The sequence below is a fragment of the Pseudomonas sp. JH-2 genome (genome assembly GCF_036231725.1).
Classification (GTDB): domain Bacteria; phylum Pseudomonadota; class Gammaproteobacteria; order Pseudomonadales; family Pseudomonadaceae; genus Pseudomonas; species Pseudomonas delhiensis.
Map to the genome: position 1 here is coordinate 77,333 of NZ_JAZAQP010000025.1, position 17,953 is coordinate 95,285.

Annotated in this window: 15 protein-coding genes; 9 read left to right on the forward strand and 6 right to left on the reverse strand. The window is 68.7% G+C overall.

Going from position 1 to position 17,953, the window contains the following annotated elements; translation table 11 throughout:
- Positions 1-10 precede the first annotated feature (10 nt).
- The 9 genes from VV867_RS18015 (at position 11) to cobA (ending at position 12,224) form a co-directional block, all read left to right on the forward strand.
- On the forward strand, positions 11-586 hold the full coding sequence (locus VV867_RS18015; RefSeq protein WP_275626978.1) for an ANTAR domain-containing response regulator: 576 nt from the start codon (positions 11-13) through the stop codon (positions 584-586).
- Positions 587-808: 222 nt separating this feature from the next.
- The gene (locus tag VV867_RS18020; protein WP_089391936.1) at positions 809-1,501 is read left to right on the forward strand and encodes a polysaccharide lyase family 7 protein; all 693 of its coding nucleotides are present in this window, start codon (positions 809-811) and stop codon (positions 1,499-1,501) included.
- A gap of 82 nt (positions 1,502-1,583) precedes the next feature.
- On the forward strand, positions 1,584-2,030 hold the full coding sequence (locus VV867_RS18025; protein ID WP_328567165.1) for a thioesterase family protein: 447 nt from the start codon (positions 1,584-1,586) through the stop codon (positions 2,028-2,030).
- 323 nt (positions 2,031-2,353) lie between these two features.
- Positions 2,354-3,565, forward strand: coding sequence for a nitrate/nitrite transporter (locus VV867_RS18030; RefSeq protein ID WP_109934314.1), 1,212 nt, complete (start codon positions 2,354-2,356; stop codon positions 3,563-3,565).
- Between the two features lie 455 nt (positions 3,566-4,020).
- Complete coding sequence (locus VV867_RS18035; protein WP_328567166.1) at positions 4,021-5,694, forward strand: bifunctional protein-serine/threonine kinase/phosphatase; 1,674 nt, start codon at positions 4,021-4,023, stop codon at positions 5,692-5,694.
- A 254-nt stretch (positions 5,695-5,948) separates the two neighbouring features.
- On the forward strand, positions 5,949-8,399 hold the full coding sequence (gene nirB, locus VV867_RS18040; protein WP_328567167.1) for a nitrite reductase large subunit NirB: 2,451 nt from the start codon (positions 5,949-5,951) through the stop codon (positions 8,397-8,399).
- Between the two features lie 19 nt (positions 8,400-8,418).
- The gene (gene nirD / locus VV867_RS18045; protein ID WP_328567168.1) at positions 8,419-8,745 is read left to right on the forward strand and encodes a nitrite reductase small subunit NirD; all 327 of its coding nucleotides are present in this window, start codon (positions 8,419-8,421) and stop codon (positions 8,743-8,745) included.
- Between the two features lie 25 nt (positions 8,746-8,770).
- Positions 8,771-11,479: a nitrate reductase gene (locus tag VV867_RS18050; RefSeq protein ID WP_328567169.1), complete on the forward strand. Its 2,709-nt coding sequence runs from the start codon at positions 8,771-8,773 to the stop codon at positions 11,477-11,479.
- Between the two features lie 10 nt (positions 11,480-11,489).
- Complete coding sequence (gene cobA / locus VV867_RS18055; protein WP_328567170.1) at positions 11,490-12,224, forward strand: uroporphyrinogen-III C-methyltransferase; 735 nt, start codon at positions 11,490-11,492, stop codon at positions 12,222-12,224.
- Between the two features lie 881 nt (positions 12,225-13,105).
- Here the strand turns inward: cobA and VV867_RS18060 are convergent.
- The 6 genes from VV867_RS18060 to rraA all read right to left on the reverse strand — a co-directional run bounded on the left by VV867_RS18060 (position 13,106) and on the right by rraA (position 17,637).
- Entirely contained in the window at positions 13,106-14,164 is a 1,059-nt protein-coding gene (locus VV867_RS18060; RefSeq protein ID WP_275626983.1) for an OmpA family protein, read from the reverse strand.
- A gap of 117 nt (positions 14,165-14,281) precedes the next feature.
- Entirely contained in the window at positions 14,282-14,872 is a 591-nt protein-coding gene (gene sigX / locus VV867_RS18065; protein ID WP_109934051.1) for an RNA polymerase sigma factor SigX, read from the reverse strand.
- Positions 14,873-14,946: 74 nt separating this feature from the next.
- Positions 14,947-15,771, reverse strand: coding sequence for a mechanosensitive ion channel family protein (locus VV867_RS18070; protein ID WP_109934052.1), 825 nt, complete (start codon positions 15,769-15,771; stop codon positions 14,947-14,949).
- Positions 15,772-15,773: 2 nt separating this feature from the next.
- A complete protein-coding gene (locus VV867_RS18075; RefSeq protein WP_328567171.1) occupies positions 15,774-16,022 on the reverse strand; it encodes a CrfX protein in 249 nt (82 codons plus the stop codon).
- Positions 16,023-16,076: 54 nt separating this feature from the next.
- A complete protein-coding gene (locus VV867_RS18080) occupies positions 16,077-17,075 on the reverse strand; it encodes a zinc transporter ZntB (RefSeq protein ID WP_109934054.1) in 999 nt (332 codons plus the stop codon).
- A gap of 73 nt (positions 17,076-17,148) precedes the next feature.
- Positions 17,149-17,637, reverse strand: a complete 489-nt coding sequence (gene rraA / locus VV867_RS18085; RefSeq protein ID WP_109934055.1) for a ribonuclease E activity regulator RraA — start codon at positions 17,635-17,637, stop codon at positions 17,149-17,151.
- Positions 17,638-17,953 lie beyond the last annotated feature (316 nt).

Here is a 17,953-nt window from a genome sequence, read left to right on the forward strand (position 1 = left end):
AGCTGCGAAGATGCGCATCCTGCTGATCAACGACACCGCGAGCAAGGTCGGGCGCCTGCACGCCGCCCTGGTCGAGGCCGGTTTCGAGGTGCTCGACGAGTCCGGCCTGAGCGTCGACCTGCCGGCGCGGGTCCAGGCCCTGCACCCGGACGTCATCCTCATCGACAGCGCCTCGCCCGGCCGCGACGTGCTGGAGCAGGTGGTGCTGGTGAGCCGCGACCAGCCCCGGCCCATCGTCCTGTTCACCGACGAGCACGACCCCCAGGTGATGCGCCAGGCCATCCGCTCCGGGGTCAGCGCCTACATCGTCGAAGGCATCCAGGCCGCGCGCCTGCAGCCGATCCTCGAAGTGGCCATGGCCCGCTTCGAGAGCGACCAGGCCCTGCGCGCCCAGTTGCAGGCCCGCGAGCAGCAGCTGGCCGAACGCAAGCGCATCGAGCTGGCCAAGGGGCTGCTGATGAAGATGAAGGGCTGCCCCGAGGAAGAGGCCTATACCCTGATGCGCCGCCAGGCCATGAGCCGCCAGCAGAAGCTGGTGCAGGTGGCCGAGCAGATCATCGCGATGCACGAAATGTTGGGGCACTGACACGCGGCCAGTGGCCAGCGGCGGCACCGCGCGATCACCGCGCCAGCGCCGCTGCTGGCCCAGCCCGCGAGCGAAGCGGCCTATGCTGCTGCCGCCCCGCCCCACTGGCGGGGCCAGCATCCGCTTCCGCCGCCTACGCGGAAGCCCGCAGTGGGCGTGCGCGGCCAGGCACCCGGACGCCCATCCGTCAGCGCCGGCGCGCCGGCCCGAAAGAGGCACCCCATGCTCGACATCAGTACCTGGAACCTCAGCGTTCCCACCGACCCCAGGCCCACCGAGGTCACCACCCAGCAGATCGCCCGCGGCTACCAGAGCCACTTCTTCACCCGCAACAGCGCGCGCATGAGCTTCTGGGTGCCGGTCACCGGCTCGCACACCTCCGACAGCGTCTTCCCGCGCAGCGAACTGCGCGAGACGCTGCCCGACGGCTCCATCTACAACTGGTACTACCGCGCCGCCGACAACGAGCTGCGCGCCACCCTGGCGGTGGAGCAGGTGCCGTCGAAGAACAAGGTGATCATCGGCCAGATCCACAGCAAGTCGCCCTACAGCAACGACGGCGAGCCGCTGGTCAAGTTGCAGTACCACTACATCCCCGGCCAGGAAAGCGGCCGCATCGAGGCCCTGGTGCGCAACCACCCCGACGATTCCGCCGTGGTCAACGTGCCCCTGCTCAACGGCGTGCAGCTGGGCGAGCGCATCACCTACAGCCTGCGCGTCACCTCCTCGGGCAACCTGGGCATCCGCGCGCGCAGCGCCGACGGCGCGGAGAACTACTACAGCAAGGCGCTCAGCAGCACCTGGTCGAAGCAGCTGCTGTACTTCAAGGCCGGCGCCTACATCGCCGACAACTACGGCCCCAGCGACGAGGGCGCGCGGGTGACCTTCTACCACATCAACATCGCCCACCGCTGAAATCACCCGCCGGCAGGATGCCCGGGCGGGCCGCCAGGGCCTAGAATCGGCGCCTTCTTCCACCGCTTCGCGCAAGGTACCCATGGCCCGCCTCGACCTGCAGTTCCCCGAGGAACTGTTCTGCTACCAGACCCAGCTGACCGTCCGCGTCACCGACATCAACGGCGCCCGCCACCTGGGCAACGACTCCATGATCTCGATGATCTCCGAGGCCCGCGCCCGCTTCCTGTTCGACTTCGGCATCAGCGAGGGCGTCGGCGCGGACGGCATCGGCATCATCGTCACCGACCTGGCCACCACCTACCGCGCCGAGGCCCAAGCCCGCGACCGCCTGCTGTTCGAGGTGGGCGTGATGGACTTCAACAGGTACGGCGGCGACATCATCTTCCGCATCAGCCGCCCGGCCGACGGCACCCTGGTGGCCATGGCCAAGTCCGGCTTCGTGTTCTTCGACTACCGCCAGCGCAAGGTGGTGCCCATGCCCGAAGCCATGCGCACGGCCTTCCCGGCGGTCAACCGGGTGGACTGAGCGCCCCATCGGCGGGCACCGGGCCCGCCCCGGCGCCCCCTTCTGGTTCGCCCGCGCGCCGGGCGGCCGGCCAGGTACCCGATTCCACGCCACCTGCGCGGTTGGCCCGGCCCTTGCTGGGGCCCCTGCGGTGGCGATCAACGGCGATCCCCCATTCACACGACAAAGGCGTCGCATCCGCACCTGCCCCCCGGGGTAGTGCGCGGAGCGACGCCTTTTTCGTTTCACCCCGGCGCAGGGGTGTGCGGGACCTGAACGAGACGCGCGACCGCCGCTGATGGCGGCGCCACGAACCCCTCTACCGTTGCTGACGAGGTACCCCCATGAACACCAGCTTCTGGAAAGCCGGCCACGCGCCGACGCTGTTCGCCGCCTTCCTCTACTTCGACCTGAGCTTCATGGTCTGGTACCTGCTCGGCCCGCTGGCCGTGCAGATCGCCGCCGACCTGCAGCTGACCACCCAGCAGCGCGCCCTGATGGTCGCAACGCCGATCCTCTCCGGCGCGCTGCTGCGCTTCGTCATGGGCCTGCTGGCCGACCGCTGGTCGCCCAAGCGCGCCGGCCTGTTCGGCCAGGTGATCGTCATCGCCAGCCTCGCCGGGGCCTGGAGCCTGGGCATCCACAACCTGGAGCAGGCGCTGCTGCTGGGCGTGCTGCTGGGCATGGCCGGCGCCTCCTTCGCCGTGGCCCTGCCGCTGGCCTCGCAGTGGTACCCGCCGCAGCACCAGGGCAAGGCCATGGGCATCGCCGGCGCGGGCAACTCCGGCACCGTGTTCGCCGCGCTGTTCGCCCCGCTGCTGGCCGCCGCCTTCGGCTGGCAGAACGTCTTCGGCTTCGCCCTGATCCCGCTGCTGCTGACCCTGGTGGTGTTCGCCCTGCTCGCCCGCAACGCCCCCGAGCGCCCCGCGCCCAAGGCCCTGGGCGACTACCTCAAGGCCCTGGGCGACCGCGACAGCTGGTGGTTCATGTTCTTCTACAGCGTGACCTTCGGCGGCTTCCTCGGCCTGGCCGCCACCCTGCCCGGCTACTTCCACGACCAGTACGGCCTGGACCCGGTCACCGCCGGCTACTACACCGCCGCCTGCGTCTTCGCCGGCAGCCTGATGCGCCCGCTGGGCGGCGCCCTGGCCGACCGCATCGGCGGCATCCGCAGCCTGCTGGCGATGTACACGGTGGCCTCGGTATGCATCGCCGCGGTCGGCTTCCACCTGCCCAGCGCGGTGGCCGCCCTGGCCCTCTTCGTCGCCGCCATGCTCAGCCTGGGCGCCGGCAACGGTGCGGTGTTCCAGCTGGTGCCGCAGCGCTTCCGCCAGAGCATCGGGGTGATGACCGGGCTGATCGGCATGGCCGGCGGCATCGGCGGCTTCTGCCTGACCGCCGGCCTGGGCGCCGTCAAGCAGGCCAGCGGCGACTACCAGCTGGGCCTGTGGCTGTTCGCCGCCCTCGGCGTACTGGCCTGGTTCGGCCTGCACGGCGTCAAGCGGCGCTGGCGCACCACCTGGGGCAGCGCTGCGGTGACTGCGGCGCGGGTTTGAAGGCTTCCCGGGGCGTAGGTGCTGGGTCCAGGAGCCCCTCTCCCCAACCCTCTCCCTGAAGGGAGAGGGGGCTGTCCTGAGCGAGTGGGGAGTTCGGAGTCATCCTGATACTCCTCACCCGCGAACGCGGGAACGTAGGGCGAATAACCGTTCGCGGTTACCCGCCGTTGGCCGTGCCCCCAGCGCGGCCGGTGAATCCGATCGCGGACAAAGTCCGCTCCTACGCCCGTGCTTCCTGGAACCGTAGGAGCGGACTCTGTCCGCGATCATCCGTCGTTGAAAACGGCGGACCGGGAATGACGAGGTAAAAGGATGATGCCGATCCCCCAGGCCACTCCGAACGGCCCCTCTCCCTCCGGGAGAGGGCTGGGGTGAGGGCGCGGAGTCAACCTGATTCACCGCAGCCCAACCCCCTTCGCGAGCAAGCTCGCTCCTACGAAGAGCACGCAACCCCCATGACCTTGCAACTGACCATCGCCCAGGCCAGCGCCACCGGCCCGCGGGCGGAGAACCAGGACGCCCTGCGGGTGGTGACGCCGCCGGCCGACCTGGCCGCCAGCAAGGGCCACCTGTTCGCCCTCGCCGACGGCGTCAGCCAGTGCGCCGATGGCGGCCTGGCCGCGCGCCTGACCGTGCAGGCGCTGGCCAACGACTACTACGCCACCCCGGAGACCTGGGCCGTCGCCCAGGCCCTGGACCGCCTGCTGCTGTCGCAGAACCGCTGGCTGCAGGCCAACGGCGGCGGCCAGCCGCTGCTCACCACCCTCACCGCGCTGGTGCTGCGCGGGCGGCGCTTCACCCTCGCCCACGTCGGCGACTGCCGGCTGTACCGCTGGCGCGACGGCGAGCTGGAATGCCTGACCGAGGACCACGTCTGGGAGCAGCCGGGCATGCAGCACGTGCTCAAGCGCGCCCTGGGCCTGGACCAACACCTGGTGGTGGACTACCGCGACGGCGAGCTGCGCGGCGGCGAGAGCTTCCTGCTGGCCAGCGACGGCGTCTGGGCCACCCTGGGCGACACCGGCATCCGCCGCATCCTCGGCGACGCCCGCGAGCCGCGCGGCGCCGCCGAGGCCCTGGTCAAGGCCGCGCACCTGGCCGGCGGCCAGGACAACGCCAGCGCCCTGCTGGTGCGCGTCGACGCCCTGCCCGCCAGCGGCCTGGGCGACACCCTGGCGCAACTGGAACACTGGCCGCTGCCGCCGGAACTGCGCGCCGGCCAGGCGTTCGAGGGCTGGCAGGTCGAGGGCCGCCTGGCGCAGTCGCGGCAGTCGCTGATCTACCGGGTGCGCGACGCCCAGCAGCGCCCCTGGCTGCTGAAGACGCTGCCGCCGGCGCTGCACGACGACCCACGGGCCAGCCAGGCGCTGCTGCTGGAGGAATGGTTCCTGCGCCGCGTGCAGGGCCGCCACTTCCCCGAGCTGCACGGCCTGCCGCAGCGCCAGCACCTGTACTACCTGATGCGCGAGTACCCCGGGCAGACCCTGGCCGAGCGCCTGGGCCAGGGGCACCTGCCGCTGGCCGAATGGCTGTCCCTGGCGCCGCGCCTGCTGCGCGCCCTGGGCCAGCTGCACAGGCGCAACATCCTGCACCGCGACATCAAGCCGGAGAACCTGCACCTGGGCGAGGACGGCGAGCTGCGCCTGCTGGACTTCGGCCTGGCCTACTGTCCGGGCCTGTCCGGCGACGAGGCCCACCAGTTGCCCGGCACGCCCTCCTACCTGGCCCCGGAAAGCTTCCAGGGCGTGGCCCCGGCGCCGGGCCAGGACCTCTACGCCGCCGGCGTGACGCTCTACCGCCTGCTCTGCGAGCGCTACCCCTACGGCGAGATCGAGGCCTTCCAGCACCCGCGCTTCGCCACCCCCACGCCGGCCAGCCGCTACCGCCCCGACCTGCCCGCCTGGCTCGACGCCTGGCTGCTGCGCGCCGTGGCCGCCGACCCGGCGCAGCGCTTCGAGACCGCCGAGGAAGCCCTGCTGGGCCTGGAACAGGGGGAGCGCCAGGCCGGCCTCGGCCAGCGCCCGCGCGCCCTGCTGGCGCGCAACCCGCTGGGCTTCTGGCGCGGCCTGGCGCTGGCTTCGCTGCTGCTCAACCTGCTGTTGCTGGCGTGGCTGCTGCACCGCCCCTGAGCACGCACCAGTTCGAGCCGCCCGCGCCTCATCGCGGTGCAGGAAACCCCCGCCGCAGCCTGGAACCCCCAGGAAATCCAGCCTCCGGCAACCTGGCACGGCACCTGCAAAGGCACTGGCAACAATCTACAAAAGCGCGTCCCTCAACGAAGAGGCTCGCACTTCCCGATCGATCGGGACTTGGACAAAGGCGTCCTCGCCGGGCAACCGGCGGGACGCCTTTTTTGTTTTCCGCGATTCCTGGAGCCACTCCCATGAAGAAGCTCAAGCTCGTCCTGATCGGCAACGGCATGGCCGGTATCCGCACCCTCGAGGAACTGCTGAAGATCGCGCCGGACCTCTACGAGATCACCGTGTTCGGCGCCGAGCCCCACCCCAACTACAACCGCATCCTGCTCTCGCCGGTGCTGGCCGGGGAGCAGACCTTCGAGGACATCGTCCTCAACGACCTCAACTGGTACGCCGACAACGGCATCCGCCTGCTGCTCGACCGCAAGGTGGTGAAGATCGACCGCCGCCTGCGCAAGGTCTTCGCCGCCGACGGCAGCGAGGCCGAGTACGACCGCCTGGTGATCGCCACCGGCTCCAACCCGTTCATCCTGCCGGTGCCGGGCAACCGCCTGGAGGGCGTGATCGGCTACCGCGACATCGCCGACACCCAGGCGATGATCGAGACGGCGAAAACCCACAGCCACGCCGTGGTCATCGGCGGCGGCCTGCTCGGCCTGGAGGCGGCCAACGGTCTCAAGCAGCGCGGCATGGAAGTCACCGTGGTGCACCTGTCCGACTGGCTGCTGGAGCGCCAGCTCGACCGCACCGCCGGCAAGCTGCTGCAGTCGGCCCTGGAGGCGCGCGGCATCCGCTTCCGCCTGAACACCGTCACCGACGAGCTGGTGGACAACGGCGACGGCCGCGTCTGCGCCGTACAGTTCAAGGACGGCGACGTGGTGGCCGCCGACCTGGTGGTGATGGCCGCCGGCATCCGCCCCAACACCGAACTGGCGGAAAGCGCCGGCATCCCCTGCAACCGCGGCATCCTGGTCAACGACACCCTGCAGACCTACGACCCGCGCATCTACGCCATCGGCGAATGCGCCAGCCACCGCGGCATCGCCTACGGCCTGGTGGCGCCGCTGTTCGAGCAGGCCAAGGTCTGCGCCAACCACCTGGCCCAGTTCGGCTTCGCCAGCTACAAGGGCTCGGTGGTCTCCACCAAGCTCAAGGTCACCGGCATCGACCTGTTCTCCGCCGGCGACTTCATGGGTGGCGAAGGCACCGAGACCATCACCCTCTCCGACCCCATCGGCGGCGTCTACAAGAAGCTGGTGATCAAGGACGACGTGCTGGTCGGCGCCTGCCTGTACGGCGACACCGCCGACGGCGGCTGGTACTTCCGGCAGATCCGCGAGAACCACAACGTGGCGCAGGTCCGCGACCACCTGATGTTCGGCGAGAGCAGCCTGGGCGACGCCGGCCACCAGGGCCAGAGCAGCGCCGCGAGCATGCCCGACAGCGCCGAGGTGTGCGGCTGCAACGGCGTCTGCAAGGGCACCATAGTCAAAGCCATCCAGGAGAACGGCCTGTTCAGCGTCGACGAGGTGAAGAAGCACACCAAGGCGGCCAGCAGCTGCGGCTCCTGCGCCGGGCTGGTGGAACAGATCCTGATCAGCACCGTGGGCGGCGCGGCGGACGTCAAGCCCAAGAGCGAGAAGGCCATCTGCGGCTGCAGCGAGCTCAACCACGGCCAGGTGCGCAAGGCCATCCGCGAGCACCACCTGACCTCCATGGCCGAGGCCATGCGCTTCATGGACTGGAGCACGCCCAACGGCTGCGCCACCTGCCGCCCGGCGCTGAACTACTACCTGATCTCCACCTGGCCGGGCGAGGCCAGGGACGATCCGCAGTCGCGCCTGATCAACGAGCGCGCCCACGCCAACATCCAGAAGGACGGCACCTACTCGGTGGTGCCGCGCATGTGGGGCGGCGTGACCAACCCGGCCGAGCTGCGGCGCATCGCCGACGTCGCCGACAAGTACCAGGTGCCCATGGTCAAGGTCACCGGCGGCCAGCGCATCGACCTGCTGGGGGTGCGGAAGGAAGACCTGCCGGCGATCTGGAAGGATCTCGACATGCCTTCCGGGCACGCCTACGGCAAGTCCATCCGCACCGTGAAGACCTGCGTGGGCAGCGAGTTCTGCCGCTTCGGCACGCAGAACTCCACCCAGCTGGGCATCGACCTGGAGCACGACCTGTTCAACATGTGGTCGCCGCACAAGGTCAAGCTCGCCGTCTCCGGCTGCCCGCGCAACTGCGCCGAGGCCGGCATCAAGGACATCGGCATCATCGGCGTGGACTCCGGCTGGGAGCTGTACATCGGCGGCAACGGCGGCATCAAGACCGAGGTGGCGGAGTTCTTCGTCAAGCTCAAGAGCGCCGACGAGGTCCGCGAGTACAGCGGCGCCTTCCTCCAGCTCTACCGCGAGGAAGCCTTCTACCTGGAGCGCACCGTGCACTACCTGCAGCGCGTGGGCATGGAGCACATCAGGAAGGCCGTGCTGGAGGACGCCGAGAACCGCAAGGCGCTCAACGCCCGCCTGCAGTACGCCCTGTCGCTGGAACAGGACCCCTGGCAGCAGCGCATCGAGCAGCCGCAGCTGAAGAAGGAATTCGAGCGCATCGCGCTCAAGCAACTGGAAACGGCCTGACCGCCCTCGGGAGAACAGCATGAACTGGCAAGACATCTGCGCCCTGGAAGACATCCAGCCGCTGGGCTCGCGCGTGATCGCCGGCCCCCGCGGCGACATCGCCCTGTTCCGCACCGCCGACGACGAGGTCTTCGCCCTCGACGACCGCTGCCCGCACAAGGGCGGGCCGCTGTCCCAGGGCCTGATCTTCGGCAAGCGGGTGGCCTGCCCGCTGCACAACTGGCAGATCGAGCTGGACAGCGGCAACGCCGTGGCCCCCGACGTCGGCTGCGCCCACCGCCACTCGGTGAAGGTGGAGAACGGCCGCGTACTGCTGGCCCTGAAAGACCTGGCCGCCTGCGCCTGAAGCGGCCGCGACACGGGAGAGCCCCATGAGCGAACGCCAAGTCACCGCCAGCACCTGCTGCTACTGCGGGGTGGGTTGCGGCGTCCTGATCGAGCACGACGGCGAGCGCATCCTCGGCGTGCGCGGCGACCCGCAGCACCCGGCCAACCTCGGCCGCCTGTGCAGCAAGGGCTCCAGCCTGCACCTCACTGGCGACCGCGCGGCCCGCGCACTCTACCCCGAGCTGCGCCTGGGCAAGGCCCTGGCGCGCGCCCGGGTGGACTGGGACAACGCCCTGGAGCACGCCGCCGGGGTGTTCGCCGAGACCATCCGCGAGCACGGCCCGGACAGCGTGGCCTTCTACGTATCCGGGCAACTGCTCAGCGAGGACTACTACGCCTTCAACAAGCTGGCCCGCGCCCTGGTCGGCAGCAACAACATCGACAGCAACTCGCGGCTGTGCATGTCCTCGGCGGTGGTCGGCTACAAGCGCAGCCTCGGCGCCGACGCCCCGCCCTGCTGCTACGAGGACCTGGAGCAGAGCGACTGCGTGCTGATCGCCGGCAGCAACATGGCCTACGCCCACCCGGTGCTGTTCCGCCGGCTGGAGGCGGCCAAGGCGGCGCGGCCGCAGATGAAGGTGATCGTCATCGACCCGCGGCGCACCGACACCTGCGAGCTGGCCGACCTGCACCTGGCCATCCAGCCCGGCACCGACGTGGCACTGTTCCACGGCATCCTCCACCTGCTGCTGTGGGAGGGCTGGGTCGACCGCGCCTACATCGAGGCGCACACCCAGGGCTTCGACGAACTGAAGAACCTGGTGCGCGACTACGGCCCGCTGGCGGTGGCGGAAATCTGCGGCATCGCCGTGGAGGATTTGCAGCGCTGCGCCGAGTGGATCGGCCGCACGCCCAGCTTCCTGTCGCTGTGGTGCATGGGCCTGAACCAGTCCAGCGCCGGCAGCGCCAAGAACAGCGCGCTGATCAACCTGCACCTGGCCACCGGGCAGATCGGCCGCCCCGGCGCCGGGCCCTTCTCCCTCACCGGCCAGCCCAACGCCATGGGCGGCCGCGAGACCGGCAGCCTGGCCAACCTGCTGCCCGGCCACCGCGACGCCGGCGATGCCGCGCACCGCGCCGAGGTGGCGGACTACTGGGGCGTCGAGGCGCTGCCGGAAGCCCCCGGGTTGACCGCCATCGAACTCTTCGAGGCTGTGCGCACAGGAAGCGTCAAGGCGCTGTGGATCGCCTGCACCAACCCCGCGCAATCCCTGCCGGACCAGCAGCGCGTGCGCGAAGCGCTCCAGGCCTGCCCCTTCGTGGTGGTGCAGGAAGCCTTCGCCACCAGCGAGACCTGCCGCTACGCCGACCTGCTGCTGCCGGCCGCCAGCTGGGGCGAGAAGGAAGGCACCGTGACCAACTCCGAGCGCCGCGTCAGCCACGTGCGCCGCGCCGTGCCGGCCCCCGGCGAGGCCCGCGCCGACTGGTCCATCGCCTGCGACTTCGCCCGCCGCCTGGAGCGCCGGCTGCGCCCCGGCCGGCCGAGCCTGTTCGACTTCGCCGGGCCCCAGGCGCTGTTCGACGAATACCGCCCGCTCACCCGGGGCCGCGACCTCGACATGGGCGGCATCAGCTACGCCCTGCTGGACGCGCGCGGCCCGCAGCAATGGCCGTTGCCCGAGGGCAGCGGCCAGGGCCTCAAGCGCCTGTACGCCGACGGCAACTTCGCCACCGCCAACGGCCGCGCGCGCTTCGTCGCCGAGGCCTACCGCGCGCCGAAGGAGCGCCGCGAAGCGCGCTACCCGCTGACCCTCAACACAGGCCGATTGCGCGACCAGTGGCACGGCATGACCCGCACCGGCACCGCCGCCAGCGCCTTCGGCCACGTCGAGGAAGCCTGCCTGGGCCTGCACCCGGCGGAGCTGCGCCGGCGGCGCCTGGAGGACGGCCAGCTGGTGCGCCTGAGCAGCCGCCGCGGCAGCCTGGTGCTGCCGGTGCAGGCCGACGCCAGCCTGCTGCCCGGCCAGGCGTTCCTGCCCATGCACTGGGGCGAGCGCTTCCTCAAGGGCCTGGGGGTGAACGCCCTGACCCTGCCGGCCTTCGACCCGCTGTCGCGGCAGCCGGAACTCAAGCACGCCGCGGTGGAAGTCGCCGCCGTCGAACTGCCCTGGCAGTTCTATGCCCTGGTGGAAGGCGAGGTGCAGCAGCGCTTCGAGGCCCTGCGCCCGCTGTTCGACGCCCTGGACTACGCCAGCTTCACCCTGGTGGGCCGCGAGCGCCCTGCCCTGCAGGTTCGCGCCGCCCACGCCGAGGCACCGGCGGCCGGCTGGTTGCAGCAGGTCGATGCGCTGCTCGACCTGCTCGACGGCCCGCTGCTGGCCTACGACGACCCGCGCCGCGTCCAGGGCAAGCGGGTGCGCCTGGACAACGGCCGCATCGGCGGCCTGCGCCTGGCCGGCAGCAGCATCGCCAGCGATTGGCTCAAGGCGCTGTGGCTGTCCGGCGAAAGCGACGCCGACCTGCGCCGCAAGCTGCTCGCCCCGCCCGGTGCGCAGACCGCTGCGGCCAGCGACAAGACCCTGTGCAACTGCAGGAACGTGCGCCTGAGCCAGGTGCGCGAAGGCATCGTCCGCGGGCTGGACCTGGACGGCCTGAAGCGCGAGCTGGGCTGCGGCAGCCAATGCGGTTCCTGCGTTCCCGAAATACGGCGGTTGCTGGCCAGCGAAGCCGGCGCCCTGGCCGCCAATGCCTGAGGAGATGAAGATGAGCGGAAAAGTCTGGTTGATCGGCGCCGGCCCCGGCGACCCGGAACTGCTGACGCTGAAGGCCGTTCGCGCGCTGTCCGGCGCGCAGGTGGTGCTGCTCGACGACCTGGTCAACCCACAGCTGCTGGAGCATTGCCCGGCGGCGCGGGTGGTGCGCGTGGGCAAGCGCGGCGGCTGCCGCTCCACGCCCCAGGACTTCATCCAGCGCCTGATGCTGCGCTATGCCCGCCAGGGCTACCGCGTGGTGCGCCTGAAAGGCGGCGACCCCTGCATCTTCGGCCGCGGTGGCGAGGAAGCCGCCTGGCTGGAAGCCCGCGGCATCGCCTGCGAACTGGTCAACGGCATCACTGCCGGGCTGGCCGCCGCCACCACCTGCGGCATTCCCCTGACCCTGCGCGGCATCAGCCGCGGCGTCAGCCTGGTCACCGCGCACACCCAGGACGACAGCGAGCCGAACTGGGCGGCGCTGGCCCGGGCCGGCACCACCCTGGTGGTCTACATGGGCGTGGCGCGCCTGACGGAAGTCCGCGACGGCCTGCTGGCGGGCGGCATGCGCCGGGGCATGCCGGTGGCGATGATCGAGAACGCCTCGCTGCCGCAACAACGCGAATGCCGCAGCAGCCTGGCCGCGATGCTCGAAGACGCCGCCGCCTTCGGCCTGCGCAGCCCGGCCATCCTGGTGATCGGCGAGGTGGCCGCCGAGGCCGCCCAGGCGCTGGCGCGCAGCGCCTGAACGCAATGCCGTTCATCGGGATGACGCCTGCGTTCAGCGAAGGCGCCCAAGCCTGGCTCCGCCCCCTCTCCCCAACCCTCTCCCGCAAGCGGGAGAGGGGGCTGTCCTGAGTGGCCGGGAAATAAGGCGCCCTCCTTTTCCCTCATCATTCCCACGAACACCGTAGGGCGAATAACCGTTCGCGGTTATCCGCCGTTGACCGTGCCACCGGGGCGTCCGGCGCGGCCGGCGAATCCAATCGCGGACGGAGTCCGCTCCTACGCCCGTGCTTCCTGGAACCGTAGGAGCGGACTCTGTCCGCGATTCGGCGGATAACGCCGTAGGCGTTATGCGCCCTACGTGGGAACCCGGGAGCTTCGCGGTTTCGCCTCACGCCGAACGGTCCCCTCTCCCGCTTGCGGGAGAGGGTTAGGGAGGGGGAGCGGAGCCAGGGTTCGCGAGCAAGCTCGCTCCTACGAAGAGCACGCCAGTTCTTGCTCTGGTTTTTGGATTTCCAGAGAAACATCCAAGCGCACCGGAACGCCCCTTCAGAAGGCCGAGCGAAACCGGCGCTCAGGAGGTCATGCGACATGGATGTCGCGAGAGCCCCGATCAGCACAGGGACGTGCTGTCGGGGCGGGCCTCCGTGGCGGGGGAATTCGCGAGGGTAGCCCGGCTTCATCGGGCCCGTATGCGGGGCAAGCCTTTTTGGTTACTTTTGTGGCGTTTGACAAAAGTGACTCGCCCGAGGGGGCGAAACGAGAGACATCAACGCACTCGGAGCGGCGCGCTACACCCAAACAAGACGTCTCTGGCTTCCGGCGCTCCAAGCACCCGAACGGGCTTTCCACAGGCAAAGAAAAACCCGGCCTAGGCCGGGTTTTTCCTGGAACTCAGACCAATTACTGCTGCTTGGCCTGGGCTTCCACTTCGGCTTCTACGCGACGGTTGACCGCGCGGCCTTCAGCGGTGGCGTTGTCGGCAACCGGACGGCTCTCGCCGTAGCCAACTGCGTTCACGCGGCCGCCTTCCACACCGTACTCGTTGACCAGTACGTCACGAACGGCGTTGGCACGACGCTCGGACAGTTTCTGGTTGTAGGCGTCGGTGCCGACGGAGTCGGTGTGGCCTTCAACGGTGGTGCTGGTGGACGGGTACTGCTTCATGAAGTCAGCCAGGTTCTTGATGTCAGCGTAGCTGTTCTCTTTGACCTTGGACTTGTCGAAGTCGAATTTCACGTCCAGCTGGACGCGGACGACTTCAGCGACGGCCGGGCAGCCGTTGGCGTCAACGGTGACGTTGGCCGGGGTGTTCGGGCACTTGTCGACGTTGTCGCAGACGCCGTCGTGGTCTTCGTCGGAGCAGACTTCGGCAACCGGTTCCGGAGCCGGGGCAGCCTTGCCACCGCCGAAGTTCATGCCGACGCCGACGCCAGCCATCCACTCGCCCTGGTGGCCGTTGTCACGCTTCTCCAGGCCGTACTGGCCGTCGAGGCTGGCCTTGGCGAAGAAGTTCTCGGTGAAGTAGTACTTCAGGCCGGCGCCGATGTTGGCCATGGTCAGGTTCTGACGGCTGCCGTTTTCGCTGTTGACGTTGGTCAGGCTCTGGTGGCCCAGGCCGGCGGACACGTACGGACGCAGGCCAACACCCGGGGTGCCGAAGTGGTAGATGGCGTCCAGGGAGGCCAGGTTGCCATGGACCTTCTTGTTGCCGGACTCGTAGGTGCCACGAATGTCGTGGTACTCACCGTAGGACAGAGCCAGCTCGACGTCGTCGGTCAGGAAGTAGCCGACGGAACCGCCGTACAGGTCGCCGTTCTTCATGTTGCGGGTGCTGTCAGTGAAGTAGCGCTTGCCGAAGGCTTCGGCTTCTACAGCGCCTTGGCCTTGAGCGAAAGCATTCACGGCGGAAGCGGCGATCATGGAGCCGATCACGACGCCCAGGGTGTTCTTCAGTTTCATCCGTTAAATCCCCATCTTGGTGGTCAGTAAGCCGATGACTGCCCACAAAAGGCAGGCCATACAACTTGCGGGCAAGTTTATCAGAACTTGCGAATTAGAGAGACAACATTTGCCCAACTATGTTTCGGATATTCCCGAAAACTTTTCACGGAGCCGATCGAGTGCCCGCTTGTATCGCATCTTGGTCGCACTCAGGCCCATGTGCATGATGTCGGCGATCTCCTGGAATTCCAGCTCTGCGACAAATCGTAGCACCAGGATTTCCCGATCAATGGGGTTGACATATACCAGCCATCGGTCCAGGCCACCCCGCTCCTCGACCTTCGGCGCCTTCTCCTCGGAGGCCTCCTCGATCGGGTCCAGACTCAGCGCATCGAGCAGGCGGCGCTTTCGTCTTTCCTTGCGATATTGGGTAATGCACTCGTTGTAAGTGATGCTATACAACCAAGTTTTGAACTTCGATTTGCCCTCGAAGTTCTTCAGGCCATACAGCACCTTCAGCATCACTTCCTGGCACACGTCATCGGCGTCCCGATCGTTGCCCAGATAGCGCGCGCAGACGTTGAACAGCGTGCGCTGGTATCGGCGCATCAGCTCCTCGTACGCCCGGGTGACGTGGAACAGCTCGTCATGGGCGCGCTCCACCAGCTCCTCGTCGGTCAGCTGGCGCGGGTCGTAGCGCTGGGACAATGGTTGCGGCTTGTTCAAGTCGGGTCGGGCCAGGTCATGTCGGCCGCCGACGCGGCTTTCGCGAAGCGGCGTCGGCGTTGCACGGGATCATCTCAGCGGCTGGTCACACGGCGCTCGAGGAGCACGCGGTTGGCAATGGACACCAACTCGCCCTCATCAGTCATCAGAATAGTCTTGATGGTGCCGATTTCTTCGATGATGCCTTCGACATCGTCCACTTTCACCTCTTGCCCGACCTGGTACAGCTCGCGCACGTAGATGCCGGCGATGATCTGCCCGGCGATCTCCCGGCTGCCCAGGCCCAGGGCCAGGGCGGCGGCGAGGCCGACGGTGATCAGCACGATGGCGATGATGTAGTTGAGCAGGTCGGTCTTGACCTCGAGCTGGCCGATGGCCACCGAGATGCTGATGATGATCACCAGCCACTGGGCCACGCGGCCCAGGCCGCCGGCGTATTCCAGGCCGACGCCTTCGGCGGCGCCGCGCACCACGCTGTTGAGCAGTTGCGCCAGGAGCACGCCGACGATCAGCACCAGGGCCGCGCCGAACACCTTGGGCAGGTACAGGGCGAGCACGTCGAGGGTGGCGGAGACGCGCTGCAGGCCGAGGGACTCGGCGGCGGACACCAGGAACACCAGCAGCACGAACCAGTAGACGATCTTGCCCACCAGGGTCGAGACCGGCACCTGGATGCCCACGCGGGCCATCAGCTTGGTCAGGCCGGTGCCGCCCATCAGGCGGTCCAGGCCGAGCTTGGCCAGCAGCTTGGACAGCAGGGTGTCGAGCAGCTTGGCCACGACGAAGCCCAGCAGTACCACCACCAGGGCGCCGAGCAGGTTCGGGATGAACCCGGCGAGCTTGCCCCACAGGGTGTTCATGGCGGTGAGCAGGCTTTGCGTCCAGATATCGAATTGCATCTTCAGTCGGCCTTGTCAGCGGAAGGGGCGGAATTCTGCGTGCGCCGGGACACCGGCGCAAGGTGGGCGGCACCGCGGCTCACGCCCAGGCTCAGGGCTTCCAGCCAGTGGCCCATGAGGCTGAACAGATCGCCGGCGCCGACCTGGCGGTTGGCGGTCTTCAGCACGCGACCCAGGCGCGCGTCGTCCTCCGGCGCCTGGGCCGGCATGCGCAGCAGGTTGCGCAGGGATTCTTCGAACGGGTCGTGCATGCACAGCTCTCCTTCGTGTGCTGCCTTGACGCGGCACAGGCACCGGAAGTCACATCACAGCCAGCGCAGGCGGCGGAAGACCCACCACTGGAAACCGGCCACCCCGACCAGCAGCACGCAGGCGATGGGAAAGCCGTAGGGCGCGCTGGAACCGGGAATACCGCCGACATTGATGCCCAGCAGCCCGGTGATGAAACTCATGGGCAGGAAAAAGCCGGTGATGATACCAAGAATGTACATGGTCTTGTTCATCCGCTCGGTGATCCGCCGGTGCTCGGCCTCCTGGATCAGCGAGATGCGCTCGCGCACCAGCTCCAGTTCTTCGAGGTTGCGCGTCAGGCGGTTGTACAGCTCATTCCAGTAGTCGGCATCGTCGGCCAGCGTCCAGGACAGCTTGATCCGCGTCAGTTGCGCGTAGATGTCACGCTGCGGCGCCAGGTAGCGCCGCAGGCCCGCGGAGCGCCGGCGCAGGGCGCGCAGCTCGGCCTGGTCGGGCACGTTGCGCTCATCTTCCTCGATGGCCTCCTCCATGGCGTCGAGTTCGTCGGCCAGGCCGCCGATCAGGGTATCGATGCGGTCGGTGAGGTAGTGCGCCAGGCTCAGCACCAGTTCCGAGGCGTTCTTCGGGCCGCGCCCGGCGGCCAGGTCGGTGCGCAGGTCGGCCACCGCCTTGAGCGGGCGCAGGCGCAGGGAGATCACCCGCTGCTTCTCGGCGAACACCCGCAGCGAGACCATGTCCTCGGGCACCGCGCCGGGGTTGAGGTTGACGCCGCGCAGGAACAGCAGCAGGCGTTCGGCGCCCAGGTCCAGCAGGCGCGGGCGGGTCGCCTCCTCCAGCAGCAGGTCGCAGGTGAACTCGTTCAAACCGCTGGATTCGCGCAGCCAGGACTGCGCCTCGGGGACGCCGCGGTCCCAGTGCACCCAGAGGCTTTCCTCGGGCTTGAGGTCGATCAGGTGCAGCTCCGCGCGGCTGATCTGCCGGCCACCGCCGCGGCCATCGAGGACGTAGCCATAGATGAGCCCGCGCTCGGTTCCGCTTTCGTATTGCTGCATTACGTGTTCCATGAGGTGCCGGGCGCCGCCGGCAGGTGCGACCATTGACCGGCGAAGGCGCCCGGCGTTCAGCTCACTCGGGCATTTTCAGAGCCTGGGGGGAGACGATGATGCCGTTGTTGTCGGCATAGACGAACTCGCCCGGGCGGAAGGTGATGCCGCCGAAGGTCACGGCCACGTTGAGGTCGCCGATGCCGCGCTTATCGGTTTTCATCGGGTGGCTGGCCAGGGCCTGCACGCCCAGGTCGGTCTGCGCGATCACGTCGACGTCGCGGATGCAGCCGTAGACCACGATGCCTTCCCAACCGTTCTTCGCCGCCTTCTCGGCCAGCATGTCGCCCAGCAGCGCGCGGCGCAGGGAACCGCCGCCGTCGACCACCAGCACCTTGCCCTTGCCGTCCTTGTCGACCTGGTCCTTGACCAGGGAGTTGTCCTCGAAGCACTTGATGGTGACGATTTCGCCGCCGAAGGAGTCGCGACCGCCGAAGTTGCTGAACATGGGCTCGACGACCTGGACCAGGTCGGGGTAGGCGTCGCACAGATCAGGGGTGACGTATTGCATGGAGAGACTCCTTGGAGTGTCGGGATGAACGGGCAGCGGACCGGCAAAGCGGCGATGACGCCCGGAATGACCGGAACCTGGCTTGGCGCCACAGTCTAGCGACTGTCACGCCATCCGCCTACGCCCGCCGCCCTGCCCCGCGGCTTTGCGGCCGCCAGGCGGACAAGGTAGGAGCGCGCCCTGCGCGCGAAATCGCGGGCAGGGCCCGCTCCTACAGGCTGCCGGGAAACACGGTATTGCTCCCCCGTAGGAGCGGACCTTGTCCGCGATAGCCGGAGGTTCAGGCGCGATTCGCGGATGAGATCCGCTCCTACGC